Below are 15218 nucleotides of genomic sequence, written 5' to 3'. Positions count from 1 at the left end.
GTAACATAGAGAGGTAGTAGTTAGGCTTTTAATACATCTTTAATATGGTTTAGGGCCCACTCCAGATCTTCTTTTTTAATAACAAGAGGTGGAGCAAAACGAATGACATTTTCATGTGTTTCTTTGCAAAGTATGCCCTTTTCTTTTAATGCTTCACAATAAGGACGTGCCGCTTCAGTGAGTTCAACACCGATAAACAGCCCTTTTCCACGAACCTCGTTAATGATGGGGTTATCGATACTTTTTAATTCTTCCATCATATAATTACCAAGTTCCAATGAACGATCAGCAAGCTTCTCTTCTTCCAGTACTTCTAATGAAGCAGTGGATACTGCACAAGCTAAAGGATTTCCACCAAATGTTGAGCCATGAGAGCCCGGATTGAATACACCAAGAATATCTCTGTTTGCAACGATACAAGAGATTGGGAAGACACCGCCACCTAATGCTTTTCCAAGGATCAGGATATCTGGTGTTACATCCTCCCAGTCACAAGCGAACATCTTACCACTGCGCGCTAATCCTGCTTGAATTTCATCAGCAATATAGAGAACGTTGTTTTCTTTACATACATCATATGCTTCTTTCAAGAAACCTTCTGGAGGTATAATAATACCTGCTTCGCCTTGAATTGGTTCAAATAAAAACCCTGCTGTATTTTCGTTTATAGCTGCTTTTAATGCTTCAAGGTCTCCATAAGGAATAATCTTAATACCAGGCAGCATAGGTCCGAATCCGCGTTTGTATTCTGCTTCTGATGATAGGGAGACAGCAGTCATTGTTCTACCATGGAAGTTACCTTCGCATGCGATGATTTCTGCCTTGTTTTCTGCAACTCCCTTTACATCATAGGCCCAGCGTCTTGCTGTTTTAACAGCCGTTTCAACTGCTTCAGCTCCTGTATTCATTGGCAGTGCCATTTCTTTATTAGTTAGTTTACAGATCTTCTCATACCACGGCCCCAGTTGATCATTATGAAAAGCTCGTGAGGTTAGTGTAACTGCGTCTGCTTGTTTTTTTAGTGCATCGATAATCTTTGGGTGGCGATGACCTTGGTTTACAGCTGAATATGCACTCAGCATATCCATATAACGATTGCCTTCCGGATCTTCAACCCAGACACCCTCAGCTTTAGCTATCACAACAGGGAGCGGATGATAATTCTTTGCTCCATATTCCTGTGTTTGGTCGATAATTCCCTGGCTGTTATTAACCATACTATCCCTCCGAATTTTAAAAAATGAACGTCAAATTAAGTATAACAGGTTTGTTTAATTATTACTTCTTATACAGTGTACAGAATTGATACATATGATTTTTTAACCCTTTCATGGTATGATATGATATTGATAGCTAATTGAACAAGGAGGAAACATGAATGACGCATATGCATATTACAGCATGGGTTCTTGCATTAATTCTATTTATTGTAGCTCTTATGATGTACAAACAAGGAAAAGCTAAACCAGCAAAGATCGTTCATATGATATTACGACTTGACTACTTATTTATTTTATACACCGGTGGAAGTCTTATTACTAACTATTTTACAACTGAAGGACTAAGCAGCTATATGCCTGAAGCGATCGTTAAGGCCCTTGCAGGTGTTTGGGTTATTGCTGCACTGGAAATGATACTTGTTAAAGGCGGCAAAGGTAAACAAGTAAAAAGCATGTGGATTCAACTCCTAATTGCTCTAGTGATTACATTAGTCCTTGGTTTTTGGCGTTTACCAATGTAATAAAATGAAATAATTGTGAGTTAAAAGTTGCCTCCTCTATAGTTGGGGGCGATTTTTTTTTGCAGATTTCAGCCTTGGTCAACGAAAAGAGTTTCCAAGGGCAAAATATGAAGTATTTTCAACAATATCCTTATTATTATTGACTATTTTAGTGGAAGGTTAATAATAGAACAAGAACTAATATTAAAATGTTGGGGGAACAATTATGAAAAAGATGGCATTCCTGCTTGTGACGATCGTGCTGGCCACGTTAACTATAGAATCCATTGTTGTAGCAGCTGAAGAAGATGAACAGCTGCAAGAGGAAATTATTTATAACATCGTAGTGGATCGCTACAATAATGGTGACTACAGCCTTGATAAACAGGTGAGAGTTGATGATCCCACTGCTTATCAAGGTGGGGATCTTCAAGGCATTATTGCAAAATTAGATACATTTGACGAGCTAGGTTCCACTACACTGACTCTTTCTCCAATCATGGAAAATGCACCGGATGGCTATCATGGTTATTGGATAGAAGACTTATTCGAATTAGAGGAGCAATTTGGTACGATGGAAGATCTCAACACATTGGTAGAGGAAGCGCATAAAAGAGACATGAAGATAGTACTTGAATTTGTAATAAATTATGTTTCAGCTAGTCATCCCTTGGTTACCGATCCTGAAAAGAGCGATTGGTTTTCAGAGAGCAATGATTTAACTGCCGATTGGGCAGACGGTATAGTCGTATTAAATCAAGACAACGAGGAAGTAGAAGACTATCTGATTGAAGCAGCTGCTTACTGGATGGAAGAAACTAATATAGATGGGTTCAAGTTGCATGCAGCTGATCAAGCATCGGAATCATTTCTTGAAAATTTTACCACACATATTAAAGGGCTGGATCCGGACTTTTATTTGCTGGGAGACATTTTGGATAAAGATGCAGATACGGAACATCTAAAAGAAAACACAGCTATTCAGGCGATTGATAACAACATGCTCTTTGAGTCAATGAATGACGTTTTCTCTGAAGCGGGAAACCCTGTGTCAGACTTATATGAAGCATGGGAAGATAATGACCAATACGGAGGATTGCTGTATGTGGATGACAAGTATACGAAGCGATTTACTCAGGCATTTGCAGAAAATGGGCGTAACGCATTAACTACCTGGTCATTAGCGTTAACATATATGTATACAACACCTGGGGTACCTTCCATATTCCAGGGGTCAGAAATTCCCATGTATGGAGCTGATGCAGAAGAAGCGCAACGGATTGTACAATTTAACAGTGGAGATTCGGATTTAAAAGAATTTCATAATCGAATATCCTCTCTTCGTGCTAACTTTCCAGTTTTATCTTATGGAGACTTTGAAATAGTAGGTTCCAGTGGAGCAATGAGTGTATTTAAGCGAACTTATGAAGATGAAACGATGTATATTGCAATCAATAATGATGAGGAGTCTCAAGCAGTTTCTGTTACTGGAATTGATTCTGGGATGCAGTTAAGGGGCTACCTGGGAGATAACATAGTTCGTGAGAATGACCGCGGGGAATTTAAGATAGGATTGGCACGTGAAAAAGCTGAAGTTTTCGTTATAGAGCCGGATACCGGTTTAAACTGGCTGTTTATTGGCTTTGTTGCTGGGGTTTTTCTACTATTTATAATTGTTATTTTTATGTTAAGTAGAAAACAGAAAAAACAATCAGTATAACAGACTTGAGAGATTACCAATACGAAAGAGAAAGACCATTAGCCGGCAGGTTTAATGGTCTTTTTTAAAGGTAAGAAATTTTTGGCTGCAATTAATTCTAACACTTAAACAGCCACGTCCAGCGCTCAGGGACTAGCGAGACTTCCTTCGACTAACAACGCTGCTCCCGAGCAGCAATGTCAACCCACCCGCGGGTGCGCGGGGGCAGCGTACGATGATAAAAGCCTTTTAGCCGGCAACTATAATTCCCCCATTAACATGGATCATCTGACCCGATACATAACTGGCATCTTCACTTGCTAAATATACGTAGGCAGGGGCTAGTTCCTGAGGCTGGCCAGGACGCTTCATAGGCGTGTTCCCACCAAAGGACCCAACCTTCTCCTTGCTGAAGGAAGCTGGTATGAGAGGGGTCCAAATTGGTCCTGGGGCTACACCATTCACGCGGATGCCCTGATCAGCCAGGTTTCCTGCTAATGAACGAGTCATCGCTGTGATGGCACCTTTTGTAGCAGAATAATCAATAAGATCCTCACTGCCTTGATAAGCTGTAATTGATGAAGTATTTATAATGGTACTGCCTTCTTTTAAATTAGGTAGTGTTGCCTTTGTCATATTAAATGTTCCTTGAATATTTGTGCGGAACGTTTTCTCAAATTGCTCGCTGGTTATATCCAGTAAGCTGTCCTGTGGATGCTGCTCGGCAGCATTATTAACTAGAATATCAATCTTTTTAAATTTATCAAGTGTCTCTGTAACTGCTGCTTCACAGAACGAATGATTGCCAATATCGCCACTGATTGTTATGCATTGCTGCCCTTCTAGTTCTACCAAGTTTTTTGTTTCTTTCGCATCCTCATGTTCATCCAAGTATAGAATGACAACATCAGCACCTTCCCTGGCGAAGTGGACACTGACTGCTCGACCAATCCCGCTGTCACCACCAGTAATTAAAGCAACTTTTCCTTTTAATTTATTGCTTCCTTGATAATTTTTCCGTATATATTCTGGTTCCGGATGCATTTTAGACTCGATTCCTGGCTGCTTGTCCTGATGCTGCTCTGGCGGTGTTAGCTTACCATTTTTTTTATTCATTCCCATACTGAATCCTCCTTCATTGAAATCAGTTACTATCCATCTTTCCCGATTTAACCTGTTTCAATCATTTAAAAAATCAAAAAAAGCCCTAGTACAGGACTTTTTGTCAGATGAATTCATAGGCGGAAGTAGCACCTTCTTCATTTAAAAAATAATAAATCTTTCGGTAATAGTTAATATCAATTTCTCCTGTAATGTACTTTTTTTGAAAAAGATCGAGTAAATCGTTCATCGTCTTAGGCGCTTGTTTTCGTTCCAATTTATAAACAGTAATTAATTCGTCAATCAGCATGTATTTCTCCTCCGTCCATTTATTAGTACAGTCCCTATTAAAAATGTATGAGGAGACTTTCTATTACATTCAAGAATTTTTATTAAAACAACGAGAAATCCAGAGGAGGGTGATGCCGGTTAATAATAATAAGCTGGATGCAAAGAGTCCCTGTGTGTGGAAAGTAATCGGCTGCAGCCTCAGCCATTGCATTAATCCATGACTAAATAAAAATAATTCGTTCAGGACAAAACCAGTTAGAAACAAGGCGAAACCATATATTGTGTAGGTGTTAACAGTAAGTAAGTGAACCATTTGGTATTGTGCCAGTATGAAAATACTGACAAAACCCAAGAGCGTAAAATGTAAATAGCCGATTATAATACTTCTCGTGTCATATATAAGTGAAGCCAGTGTCGGTGAAATTAGCCCTAATTCCATAGTGCTCTTGGCAAATAGTAAACTGAAGGTGATACTGAGTAAGACGATAGTCAGGGTGGAAAAGCTTTTTCTAACGTGTCTCCTTGAACCTGTAAATGCCAGTAGGGTACATAAAATTGCTACCCACTGTCCAATACTCCCAGCCGTAGCAAGAAAGTTGTAGATACCTCCGTTATCAACCCATAAGATTGATAGAAAATACCCGGGAAATAAAGAAATAAAATATAGCCAGAAGCCGAATGTAAGTAACCGTTGGTTTACAGGGATCTTTTTTGAATGCAAAATCAGTAAAAATAGTCCGATCAAAATTAAATACAACCAACCGTTATATTGGAAATGCAAATAAAAGTAGATGGCCATATCCGAAATATAAGATTCATTAAGCCCTGCTGCAGAAATATATCCAAGGGAAAAAGGGCCTATCGATGAAATGACCAGTGTAAGTAACGAGCCTTTTATAAATAGGAATACTGTTGATGGAAGGAACCGCTGTGCTTTGCTTTCACGATAAATAAAAACCGCTGTCCAGTATTCCACAAAAATGTGTACGACAGACAAGATAATTGAATAAATGCCATAACCCTGATATAAAAAAGCTATAAACATAAGGAATGACGTTATAAATAAGCTGATAAGAAGAACAACAGCTTGTCGAGGTTGTTTAATCGTTGGCCACAAAATAGTAAGAAAAACAATAAAAACCCCTGTAAAAGTCCATCCCAATATAGCTATATGCGAGTGAGCATGTAATATGTTTGTATAAGGAAGCGTACTGCTAGAAAAAAAGGGAATTGCTCGCATCCACACTCCGGAAACAGCTGTAAGTACAAAGAAAAAGAAAGTAAAATGAATGAAGACCTTAGGCATAATGAATCCTCCTGACAAACCCTTCTATAAATATAATTGGAATAGGCAGCAAGATCAATGCTTTTACAAAACTGTCAATAAAATATAAGAATGATATGACTAAAATAAGAACAAAAGAAAGAGGTTGGGACAAGAGAGGGATTATTCAGGAAAATCCGAACATTAACGCCTGAGCAAATGTACCGCTTCGGCAAAATACTTCGCTTTCCGTGGGCACGGCTTCAGCTAACTGTGTGAAGAAGAGCACTTCACACAGTGGATCTTCAGCTCGTGCTGTTCCCACAGGAGTCTGCGTATTTTGCCTACGCTAAGTTCCGATTGTTCGGATTCTCGTTCTTCCCATTTAGTTATGTCCCAGCCTCTTTCAGCTAATAAATTAGTTCAGGCAGAGGTATTGTCTTCATTATATTTTTGTCCTTGATAGTATACACTTTAAATTGGTTATTAGAGAAGGTATAAAGTGTATCATCGACAGATACTATCCGTTTAATTTGAGAATCCCACTCTGGGTACTCGCTACCCTCACTCTGATGGGTTATGGTGTCCTTTATTTTAATCCCATCCTCAGGCGTTATTTCGTAAAGTAATGCACCCTCATAAAGAAACTTTTCCTCCTGGTAGGTAATATCTTCTCTCTGGACGGTTTTTGTTTCATAAAGCGTAGCAGGGAATCCAAATAAATTTTCATCCGGATGCTTATAAAGTGATTTATGGTTATGATTCAGTTCGCTGTATGAGCCACCCTGACCGATCGTTTCACTGTATTTCTCCATGGGATTTGCAGGATCACTTACATCGAATAGAGATATTTTTAAGCCATTCATCAGTACTTGGGGTTCAGTTCCTTGTGCATTTTCAATCAACTTTGTATCTTGCCCAAACCCGATAACATGTGTATCGTCCAATGGGTGCAAATAATTACTGAAACCTGGAATTTTTAATTCACCCAGTACTACAGGATTACTTGCGTCTTTTAAATCAATAACGAATAAAGGATCAACTTGTTTGAAGGTAACCATATAAGCGACGTCTTCCATGAAGCGTATACTATAAATTCGCTCACCCTCTGCAAGTCCTTCTACAGATCCCAATGGATTTAAATCCATATCAAATGTAAATAAATTGTTGGTAGACGGTTCATCGTCCTGCCACATATTGCCTTTTGTTGTAGCTACTCGAAATACATTATTTCGTTCATCCATTGCAAACTGATTGATTAACGTGCCATCAACTTCAGTGGATGCTTGATATGTGATCAAGCCATTATCAATACTAAATTGGGTTATTTCAGTATAAGATGCAGTTCTTGCGATCATGATGTCCGCTTCACCATCTGTATTTGTTTTTTCGTCATCGTACTTGTTTACAGCAAGGTAAATATGGTCCTCTGACATATACAACTGGTTAGAAGCGCCTAAATAAGATTCTGTTTTTGCTTCTTCATCGAGCTTATTCAGGTTTATAGAGGTTAACAGCATAAAGCTGCTGTCATCACTCTCAGGGAAAAAGTACATTCTATCAAAACTTACAGGTGCACCCGTGTCACTTACAGCAGTGTCTTTTACAAACGGTCTAGCTTCCATATCTACATCCATTTCTTCCATAATGTGAAAGGGGGGCTGTTCATTTGCCACCAGATAGATATAATCATCCGATTTTCTTGAGGCTGTAAAAGAGCCCTCAATGGTTACTTCCCTGATCTTCTGAGGGTTGCTCCTATCGGATATGTTATAGAAAAATGCAGTCGTTTGGTTATGATGATTTGGGTAAATAGTTGTTTCTGCAAATTCATCTTCCTTAGTTGGCTTTTCACGTATAGATTGGTACGTATGTCCTATGCTTACTAAATAATCATCATGGATGTATAGCTCGATGGGGTGAAAATCTTTTTCATCAATTTTACTAACTACTTTACTTTTATCTTTATCACTAGTAGCAATGACGATATCTGTGTCGCGCGCAAAGTAAATGAAACTGCCATCATTTTTTATGATGTCCCCTTCATCAATTCCATTAACTTGAACATTCGTTTCAGAGGCAGATGCTTGTTCACCATCTGCGCCCATGTCGCTGGATTCGTCACTCATTTCCATTGTTGTCATCTCGGCTGAAAACAGCTGACTTCGAGCCCTCTCAGCTCGTTCTTTTAAAAGCGTCATAAGCTGATTTTCGTCCTTAATTCCAGGTAGCCCCGATGCTACTGCAGTAAATGTGTGTTTGAAAGAATCGGATAATTTCTTTCCACTAACTGTCTGTACGTCACGAGAAATAGTTATCAGATAGGTTTGATCAATTGTATAACCGTTTTCTGGAGGCTTTACTGTTAAAATGGTGTTTGAATCATTCCACTCAAAGGAAGCAGATAGATGCTCATTTTTTGCATCAGTTACAGATACAGTCTTATTTGTAAATGTATCTGGATCCATTTCTTCTGAGAAGTGAATAGTCCAATCTTTGAAGGTGGGTGCATAACTTGATGCAGATGGAATCTCGGCGGTAGTTGTGTTGGATAATAGCATGAAGCCTAATGTAGTTAAACCAATAATGCTAATTACACTAATCAGGGCTAATTTCTTTTTCATACGAACACCTCAGTTTCTTATAAGAAAATTTTTCCTTTAATCTATAGTCGAACAAGAGATGAGATTTGTTACATAAATGTAATAAATAATTCATTTCTTAGATTTTCATTATTTCTATTAAATACGACGTAAATCTGGAATAGACCCGTTAGCTGCCACTACGGAAAATACACTACGCTTTCCACGGGCGGTCTGCAAGCCTCCTCGAACTTCACTGTCGTTTCGTTCTGTGGGGTCTTGCTAGCCTCGCTTTTCCCGCGGGAGTCTTCGTGTTTTTCCTCCGCTGGTGTTTTGCTTGTTATAATATTTATCCATTGATTTAGTGAATAAATACGCGCTATTTGTGATTGTTGATTTTCGCTGCGGACAGTCGACTCCTGCGAAAAGCATCAACTGAAGACCCGCAGTAAAGCTTCGGCCGTATTACATCACACGAATAGAATGCGGATGTATTTTTGAGGCGTCTTGCATTTCCACAGCTAGAAAATCAGAAAACCTTTATCAGCGCAGGCAGAATACGTAGACTCCTCGAAAATATAAAGCGATTTTCTTCGTGCAAGGAAATTTCACTGAAGCATTCCTTATCCTATGGGAACAGCACGTGTCCGAAGACCCCGGATACGCGTTCTTTGCTTCTGAGGAGGCTGAGGAAGTGCCCATGGAAAGCGAAGTATTCTGCCGAAGCGAATCCAACCACTCAACCTTCTTTAGAAAGAGAAAAAGTATCACTAAAGAGAATTTTCACTACGTCGTCATGCCGCTGTTAACAACAAAATGCTTCAGTGAAATACAGTTATGCTTTTGTATCGAAATTGCAAGTGCGGGTACAGTTTCATTCTTATGGAAAACAGTTTAAATAATAAAAAAACTGATTCACAAGAATCCTCTTATGAATCAGTATCATACTTAGTTATGAGGTTTATCTAAGAAAAAGAGTGCGATTGTTCCTGGACCTGAATGGGAACCAATTGCTGAGCCTACCATTTCAATGACAATTTCCTGAACACCAAATCTTTCTTTGATCATGGAAGCCAGTTGTTCGGCTCTTTCAACATCGTCGCCATGACTAATTCCTATCGTTTGGTTCTTAAAATCAGTCCCGCGTTCATCCATTAATTCCAGCATCCGATTAAATAGTTTTTTGGATCCTCGGATCTTCTCGAGAGGAATTAGTTTTCCACCTTCGACGTGAAGAATGGGTTTGATTTTTAGCAGGGAACCAACGAAGGCGGCTGTTTTACTTACGCGGCCACCACGGTAGAGGTATTCCAAGTCATCTACAGTAAAGATGTGTTCCATGTGCTGGGTCTGGTATGTAGCAGATTCGATAATTTCTTCTAAGGATGCGCCTTCCTTTGCAAGTTTAGCTATCTGTAAGACAATCAGACCATACCCAAGAGAAGCACACTTTGTATCAATGACATGAATTGGTGCGTCCGGGTATTCATCAATTACTTCCTGCTGCATGATTTTTGCTGCTTGATAAGTGCCTGACAACTCGGAAGATAGAGCTAAGTATACTAAAGGTTGATTTTCTTTAGCATAAGATGTAAAAATAGTCTTAAACGATTGTTGAGATACTTGAGATGTCTTAGGACTTTTTCCTTCTCTCATCGCGTCATAGATCGTCTTGGGGTTAATTGTAACTGCATCTTCATATTCCTTTTCGTCTAAGTGAACAGTTAATGGTACCAATTCAATGTCATATTCGTTATAATGTTCCTTTGACAAATCACTTGCAGAGTCGGTAAGAATCTTTACATTCATCATTTCACCTTCATTCCTTTTCAAATACTTGTATTCCTTCTAGTTTAATGCTAGAAAGAAGGATAGTCAAAGTATAGTTTGGTAATATTTCAAAAAGTATAAAAGTAATAGCGAAATCAATTGAATGAAGGTCTCTTTTTTTCGTTGAGAGGTGGTAGGTAATCATGTTTATATTTGAAGCAAAACGAATTATTGTCGTAATATTTGGTGCTATATTAAATGCAATCTCACTGAACTTCTTCCTAATTGGTGCGAATGTTTATGCCAGCGGTTTTACAGGGGCAGCACAGTTGGTATCCAGTGTGTTCAATGATTTTGTTGGGGTTGGTGTGAGTACAGGTATATTACTCCTGTTATTTAACATACCTGTTGCTATTCTGGGGTGGTATAAAGTAGGAAAGGGTTTTACTGTTTACAGTGTTATTTCCGTCATGTTTACAACTGTTTTTCTTGAATTATTACCAGTAGTTGAATTATCCCAGGACATTATATTAAATGCTGTATTCGGTGGTGTCTTAGGTGGTATCGGTGTTGGGCTGACATTGAAAGTAGGGGCCTCTACAGGAGGGATGGACATTGTAGCTATGGTATTATCCCGAATGAAGGATAAGCCAATTGGAACTTACTTTATGATGTTAAACTCAATAATTATAGCAATGGCAGGCCTTTTATACCAACCTGAAAATGCATTGTATACATTATTAACGTTATATGTAACCACTCGTGTTATTGATGCGCTTCATACTCGACATGAAAAGGTTACGGCAATGATTATTACCCACAAGGCGGAAGAATTACAGCAGGAAATTCACAAAACGATGGTACGCGGAATTACAATTATTCCAGCTAAGGGCGCGTACACAAAGTCAGACAAAAATATGATGTATCTTGTTATTACACGGTATGAATTATATGATCTGGAAAGAATAATAAACGAAATAGACCCCAATGCCTTTACAAATATTGTGCAAACAACTGGTATTTTCGGGTTCTTCAGACGAGATTAACAAAAGGAGAATAAATGTGAAACATAATATATTACTATTATTAATGGTACTGCTATTATCTGCTTGTACTAATAATCAAAATGAAACTGAAACCGAAACCGAAACCGACTCAGCAAGCGAAGCGAATACTGAAAGCGAGGAAAGTGCGGAAGCAGAAGAGACAGCATCCGTAAACTTTAGAAATGTGGAAGTGAATGTAGACGGTAATCAAGTTATAATGACTGGAGAAGCAAATGCTACGGAAGGTGCAATTTATTATACTTTGGAACTAGAGGAAGATCTTCTCATAGAAGAGGAAAAAGTGACTTTGGAGGAAGGAAGCTCGGTCTGGAGTACATTCGAAATAAAGATGACCCTCCCAGTCGAAGCATCCGAAAGTGCTGATACTTTTATTGCTACATTATATGGGAAAAATAATAATGGCAAGGTTGTTAATCCGAATTACATTCCAGTGGATTTAGCTACTATGTTCTAAAAAAAACAGGAGGTCAGATTAAGTACTGATCTCCTGTTTATGTATTTACATACTGAATACAGGGCCTGCGCTTTTACGCTTAATACCCGTGTTTTTCGAACAATTCCTGAACCTTGGGAGATACGTCATCCCACTCTGCGTCGAATTGTTTATTTACAGTAATAAAATTTTGATAACCAAAGACGTTGTCCACACCTTCAACTTTCATCAGGTCATTTAAAATGTCATGCTCACTAGTATCTCCAGGCATAACAGAGATACTGTTGGTACCTTGGAAAATCACTTTATCCGTTGTAAACTTTAATGCGTTTGGATTTGGTGTTGCCTCAGCTCGAACTGCCATATTATTCCCTCCTAATCATACTTATCTACATCTTATCAGAATTAGGTATATTAAAAAAGAAATTAAGCACTGAACTAGCGGGTAAAAAGAAAGCCCCCATATAAAATGGGGGGTACTTAACTTTATAGTAAATCCGTTTCATTAAAAATAATGAAGTGGTAATTACACATGCAAGTATCTAATTACTGTATCTGATTATGCTGCCTCAATTGGTTTTCCAACTGCTGTAGCTCTTGCTTTTCTTCAGGAGAAGCTTCATTATATGCTGCCTGTATCGCATTTTGTGCTGCCTGTTGGTCTGCTTGGTTTGCTTCAGCGTACATACTGTTCGTTTGCTGATTTGCATTCATGGTTGCATTCTGGTTTTGGTTCTGCCCTTGATTTTGGTTGCCTTGTCGGTTCAACAAATTATTGACAGCATTTCTAGCCTGTTGAAATAGGTTATTCTCCAATTAAAACCCTCCTACTGTGTGTTTATCTGCTTCCTCTTGTTTCCGTTCAGCATCCGTGAAACGTGAACGATAAGGAAATCGCTCATCATGTTTTTTTACAGAATCAGCGCTCTGTTGACTAAATCGCTTTGACTTACTGCGTTTTCCCACGATGAAACCCCCTAAGAAAAAATTCATTCGCATGTAATTGCAAATGGTTTTTCATACTGGAAGTGAATAAAAAAGTGAACGCTTGAATATGCGTTCACTACTAGTATTGCTTATACCTAAATTTATATAGGAGGTAAATATCGGAATTAAGTTGTCTTCGTCTTAATTTTTAAGTAATTTTCAAGAAAAATACCGACACCGTCTTCTTCATTCGTATGAGTAACATGCTTTGCAATCGATTTTAACTCATCAATCGCATTACCCATAGCTACACCTACACCTGCATAGTCAATCATTTCCAAATCATTATCCTCATCACCAAATGCAATGATACGGTCCTCAGGTATATTAAAATAATAGGCAATTTTTTGTAATCCAACTGCTTTGTTCATGCCCTTTTTAACAATTTCGATAATATTCCAGGGAGCACCCCATTTACGATGCTCTATAAGCTCCGCATGATAATCATTTAAATGACTTCGTAATTGCTGGATATGGTCCTCGCGGGGATGTATTAATACAGATGTTGGATCATCTTTTAATTGATTTTTTATATTTCCAATTTTAAATGGTGGATCATTTTGTGTTGATTGAAAGATATCGATTATTCTTTCATCATATTGGTCAAGATATACATCATCCATAACTTCAGCTAAGATATTGTGAACATCCAATTCATAGCAGGCATCAACAATTTTATGTGCAGTTCTAATTGGCATCGGATTATGAAGCGCATCCCATTTATTATCTCTTGGATGGTGGATAAGTGCGCCATTAAAGTTGACCATTGGTGTATTTAAACCAAGGTTATGATAATAATTAATACTTGCTCGATGCGGTCTTCCTGTTGCGATTACAACAACATGACCCTCCTGCATTGCTTTTAATACAATCTGCTTCGTACGCGGACTGATTTCTTTCTTATCTGTTAATAATGTTCCATCTAGGTCAAGAGCAATTAAATGTTTTTTCGTTTCCATAATTTTCACCTCATCTACAATAGTCTATAAGGGATAGAATAATATGTAAAGTGATAGTAAGTTAACAAAGGTTGCAATAGGACTAAACTAACTACTAAAATGTAAATTAACTAATAAATGACGTAAGGAGATAATAAAGATGATAAGTGTATATAAAGAATATATAAAAAATATACCAAGTTTAATTGTGGTTGAAGCCAACAGGAAAGTCGAAGCGCTACCTATCATTACGTATTTTCATGGTTTTACAAGTGCAAAAGAACATAATTTGCCATTGGCATACCTCTTAGCTGAAAAAGGATACCGAGTAGTACTCCCGGATAGTGAGTATCATGGGGAACGTGAAATTAAAGCCTCTTCCGAAACAAGACAATATGCTTTTTGGGAAATCATCATTCAAAATGTAAATGAACTAAAGGATATAAAGGAATATCTTGATGGAAAAGGATTGGTGCAGCATGACCGATTCGGTGTTGCCGGAACAAGTATGGGTGGGATAACCACTTCAGCAGCCCTGACTCAGTATACCTGGATAAAATCTGCGGCAGTTCTGATGGGCACACCTAAAATCACTGCCTATGCAAAAGCACTTGTAGATAATCTAACAAAGTCAGGTGATTTACAAATCACTGAAGAACAGGCGAATGAATTATATGGAAAGCTTGAACAATACGATTTATCAAAACAGCTGGAAAAACTTAACCAACGTCCCCTTATGTTTTGGCATGGAGATAAAGATAAGGTTGTTCCGTTTGACCATTCCTATACATTTTACGAAGAGGCAAGCAGATTATACAAAGCAACGGATACCATTAAATTTTTAAAAGAGTCAAATCGGGATCATAAAGTAAGCAGATTTGCTGTTCTGGAAACAGCCAAGTGGTTTGAAAAACACTTGTAGACATTTTCAAAGTGTGAGTTAAATCATTTAAAAGTGAAGGTAAATATGTTTAAATGGATATAGGAACTTTACGAGGAGGTAAAAGTTATGGATGAAGCGTTAAAAGAAAATATGATAGGTGCACTTGAGAACGTAATTGACCCTGAGTTAGGTATTGATATTGTCAACTTAGGCTTGATATATGATGTTGATTTAGATGACGAGGGATTATGTACCGTTACCATGACACTGACATCGATGGGTTGCCCTTTGGCTGGTCACATTGAGCAAGATGTAAGAGGTGCGCTTTCAGATATACCAGAAATTAAAGAAATAAAAGTAGATATCGTTTGGAATCCACCATGGGGCAAGGATAAAATGTCCCGTTATGCTAAAATTGCATTAGGAATTCCTGATTGATCAAGAAATAGAGAAAGGTTGATCCACTTGGGTTAACCTTTTTAC

General features: G+C 38.2%; 16 protein-coding genes. 6 read left to right on the top strand and 10 right to left on the bottom strand.

Features of this window, described 5'->3' with window-relative positions; translation table 11 throughout:
- Positions 1 to 20 precede the first annotated feature (20 nt).
- On the bottom strand, positions 21 to 1217 hold the full coding sequence (locus QGM71_RS09040) for an ornithine--oxo-acid transaminase (protein ID WP_327607214.1): 1197 nt from the start codon (positions 1215 to 1217) through the stop codon (positions 21 to 23).
- Between the two features lie 161 nt (positions 1218 to 1378).
- Here QGM71_RS09040 and QGM71_RS09035 point away from each other — a divergent pair, with 161 nt between their 5' ends.
- Positions 1379 to 1741 (top strand): YisL family protein, encoded by a 363-nt coding sequence (locus QGM71_RS09035; RefSeq protein WP_327607213.1) that lies wholly within the window; start codon positions 1379 to 1381, stop codon positions 1739 to 1741.
- A 205-nt stretch (positions 1742 to 1946) separates the two neighbouring features.
- Complete coding sequence (locus QGM71_RS09030) at positions 1947 to 3440, top strand: alpha-amylase family glycosyl hydrolase (protein ID WP_327607212.1); 1494 nt, start codon at positions 1947 to 1949, stop codon at positions 3438 to 3440.
- Positions 3441 to 3668: 228 nt separating this feature from the next.
- On the opposite strand, the gene QGM71_RS09025 is transcribed toward QGM71_RS09030, so the two are convergent.
- The 5 genes from QGM71_RS09025 to QGM71_RS09005 all read right to left on the bottom strand — a co-directional run bounded on the left by QGM71_RS09025 (position 3669) and on the right by QGM71_RS09005 (position 10466).
- Positions 3669 to 4541 carry an SDR family oxidoreductase gene (locus QGM71_RS09025; RefSeq protein ID WP_327607211.1) on the bottom strand — a complete coding sequence of 291 codons (873 nt, stop codon included), beginning with the start codon at positions 4539 to 4541 and terminating at the stop codon, positions 3669 to 3671.
- Between the two features lie 103 nt (positions 4542 to 4644).
- Positions 4645 to 4830 (bottom strand): YppF family protein, encoded by a 186-nt coding sequence (gene yppF / locus QGM71_RS09020; RefSeq protein ID WP_327607210.1) that lies wholly within the window; start codon positions 4828 to 4830, stop codon positions 4645 to 4647.
- A gap of 69 nt (positions 4831 to 4899) precedes the next feature.
- Positions 4900 to 6117, bottom strand: a complete 1218-nt coding sequence (locus tag QGM71_RS09015; protein WP_327607209.1) for a hypothetical protein — start codon at positions 6115 to 6117, stop codon at positions 4900 to 4902.
- Positions 6118 to 6485: 368 nt separating this feature from the next.
- A complete protein-coding gene (locus tag QGM71_RS09010) occupies positions 6486 to 8699 on the bottom strand; it encodes a beta-propeller domain-containing protein (protein WP_327607208.1) in 2214 nt (737 codons plus the stop codon).
- A gap of 906 nt (positions 8700 to 9605) precedes the next feature.
- Positions 9606 to 10466: a DegV family protein gene (locus QGM71_RS09005; protein ID WP_327607207.1), complete on the bottom strand. Its 861-nt coding sequence runs from the start codon at positions 10464 to 10466 to the stop codon at positions 9606 to 9608.
- A gap of 164 nt (positions 10467 to 10630) precedes the next feature.
- On the opposite strand from QGM71_RS09005, the gene QGM71_RS09000 reads away from it, so the two are divergent.
- Positions 10631 to 11473, top strand: coding sequence for a YitT family protein (locus QGM71_RS09000; RefSeq protein WP_327607206.1), 843 nt, complete (start codon positions 10631 to 10633; stop codon positions 11471 to 11473).
- Between the two features lie 16 nt (positions 11474 to 11489).
- Positions 11490 to 11948, top strand: a complete 459-nt coding sequence (locus QGM71_RS08995) for a hypothetical protein (RefSeq protein WP_327607205.1) — start codon at positions 11490 to 11492, stop codon at positions 11946 to 11948.
- A 79-nt stretch (positions 11949 to 12027) separates the two neighbouring features.
- Here QGM71_RS08995 and QGM71_RS08990 read toward each other — a convergent pair whose 3' ends face one another.
- The 4 genes from QGM71_RS08990 to QGM71_RS08975 form a co-directional block, all read right to left on the bottom strand.
- The gene (locus QGM71_RS08990) at positions 12028 to 12291 is read right to left on the bottom strand and encodes a NifU N-terminal domain-containing protein (protein WP_327607204.1); all 264 of its coding nucleotides are present in this window, start codon (positions 12289 to 12291) and stop codon (positions 12028 to 12030) included.
- Positions 12292 to 12473: 182 nt separating this feature from the next.
- Positions 12474 to 12743: a DUF3813 family protein gene (locus QGM71_RS08985; RefSeq protein ID WP_327607203.1), complete on the bottom strand. Its 270-nt coding sequence runs from the start codon at positions 12741 to 12743 to the stop codon at positions 12474 to 12476.
- Positions 12744 to 12893: a hypothetical protein gene (locus QGM71_RS08980; protein ID WP_327607202.1), complete on the bottom strand. Its 150-nt coding sequence runs from the start codon at positions 12891 to 12893 to the stop codon at positions 12744 to 12746.
- 146 nt (positions 12894 to 13039) lie between these two features.
- On the bottom strand, positions 13040 to 13873 hold the full coding sequence (locus QGM71_RS08975; protein ID WP_327607201.1) for a Cof-type HAD-IIB family hydrolase: 834 nt from the start codon (positions 13871 to 13873) through the stop codon (positions 13040 to 13042).
- Positions 13874 to 14012: 139 nt separating this feature from the next.
- Here QGM71_RS08975 and QGM71_RS08970 point away from each other — a divergent pair, with 139 nt between their 5' ends.
- Both QGM71_RS08970 and QGM71_RS08965 read left to right on the top strand, forming a co-directional pair.
- Entirely contained in the window at positions 14013 to 14774 is a 762-nt protein-coding gene (locus QGM71_RS08970; protein ID WP_327607200.1) for a prolyl oligopeptidase family serine peptidase, read from the top strand.
- A gap of 87 nt (positions 14775 to 14861) precedes the next feature.
- Complete coding sequence (locus tag QGM71_RS08965) at positions 14862 to 15173, top strand: metal-sulfur cluster assembly factor (protein ID WP_327607199.1); 312 nt, start codon at positions 14862 to 14864, stop codon at positions 15171 to 15173.
- Positions 15174 to 15218 lie beyond the last annotated feature (45 nt).

The organism is Virgibacillus tibetensis (assembly GCF_036026595.1).
Lineage (GTDB): Bacteria > Bacillota > Bacilli > Bacillales > Amphibacillaceae > Virgibacillus_P > Virgibacillus_P tibetensis.
This window is presented reverse-complemented; position numbering and strand designations above follow the sequence as displayed.

Bases quoted from the DNA above. Each gene is read 5' to 3' on its own strand.
- QGM71_RS09030 (WP_327607212.1), top strand. From the start codon at position 1,947: ATGAAAAAGATGGCATTCCTGCTTGTGACGATCGTGCTGGCCACGTTA.
- QGM71_RS08990 (WP_327607204.1), bottom strand. From the start codon at position 12,291: ATGGCAGTTCGAGCTGAGGCAACACCAAATCCAAACGCATTAAAGTTT.
- QGM71_RS09005 (WP_327607207.1), bottom strand. From the start codon at position 10,466: ATGAATGTAAAGATTCTTACCGACTCTGCAAGTGATTTGTCAAAGGAA.
- QGM71_RS09000 (WP_327607206.1), top strand. From the start codon at position 10,631: ATGTTTATATTTGAAGCAAAACGAATTATTGTCGTAATATTTGGTGCT.
- QGM71_RS08970 (WP_327607200.1), top strand. From the start codon at position 14,013: ATGATAAGTGTATATAAAGAATATATAAAAAATATACCAAGTTTAATT.
- QGM71_RS09040 (WP_327607214.1), bottom strand. From the start codon at position 1,217: ATGGTTAATAACAGCCAGGGAATTATCGACCAAACACAGGAATATGGA.
- QGM71_RS09025 (WP_327607211.1), bottom strand. From the start codon at position 4,541: ATGGGAATGAATAAAAAAAATGGTAAGCTAACACCGCCAGAGCAGCAT.
- yppF (WP_327607210.1), bottom strand. From the start codon at position 4,830: ATGCTGATTGACGAATTAATTACTGTTTATAAATTGGAACGAAAACAA.
- QGM71_RS08965 (WP_327607199.1), top strand. From the start codon at position 14,862: ATGGATGAAGCGTTAAAAGAAAATATGATAGGTGCACTTGAGAACGTA.
- QGM71_RS09035 (WP_327607213.1), top strand. From the start codon at position 1,379: ATGACGCATATGCATATTACAGCATGGGTTCTTGCATTAATTCTATTT.
- QGM71_RS08975 (WP_327607201.1), bottom strand. From the start codon at position 13,873: ATGGAAACGAAAAAACATTTAATTGCTCTTGACCTAGATGGAACATTA.
- QGM71_RS09010 (WP_327607208.1), bottom strand. From the start codon at position 8,699: ATGAAAAAGAAATTAGCCCTGATTAGTGTAATTAGCATTATTGGTTTA.
- QGM71_RS09015 (WP_327607209.1), bottom strand. From the start codon at position 6,117: ATGCCTAAGGTCTTCATTCATTTTACTTTCTTTTTCTTTGTACTTACA.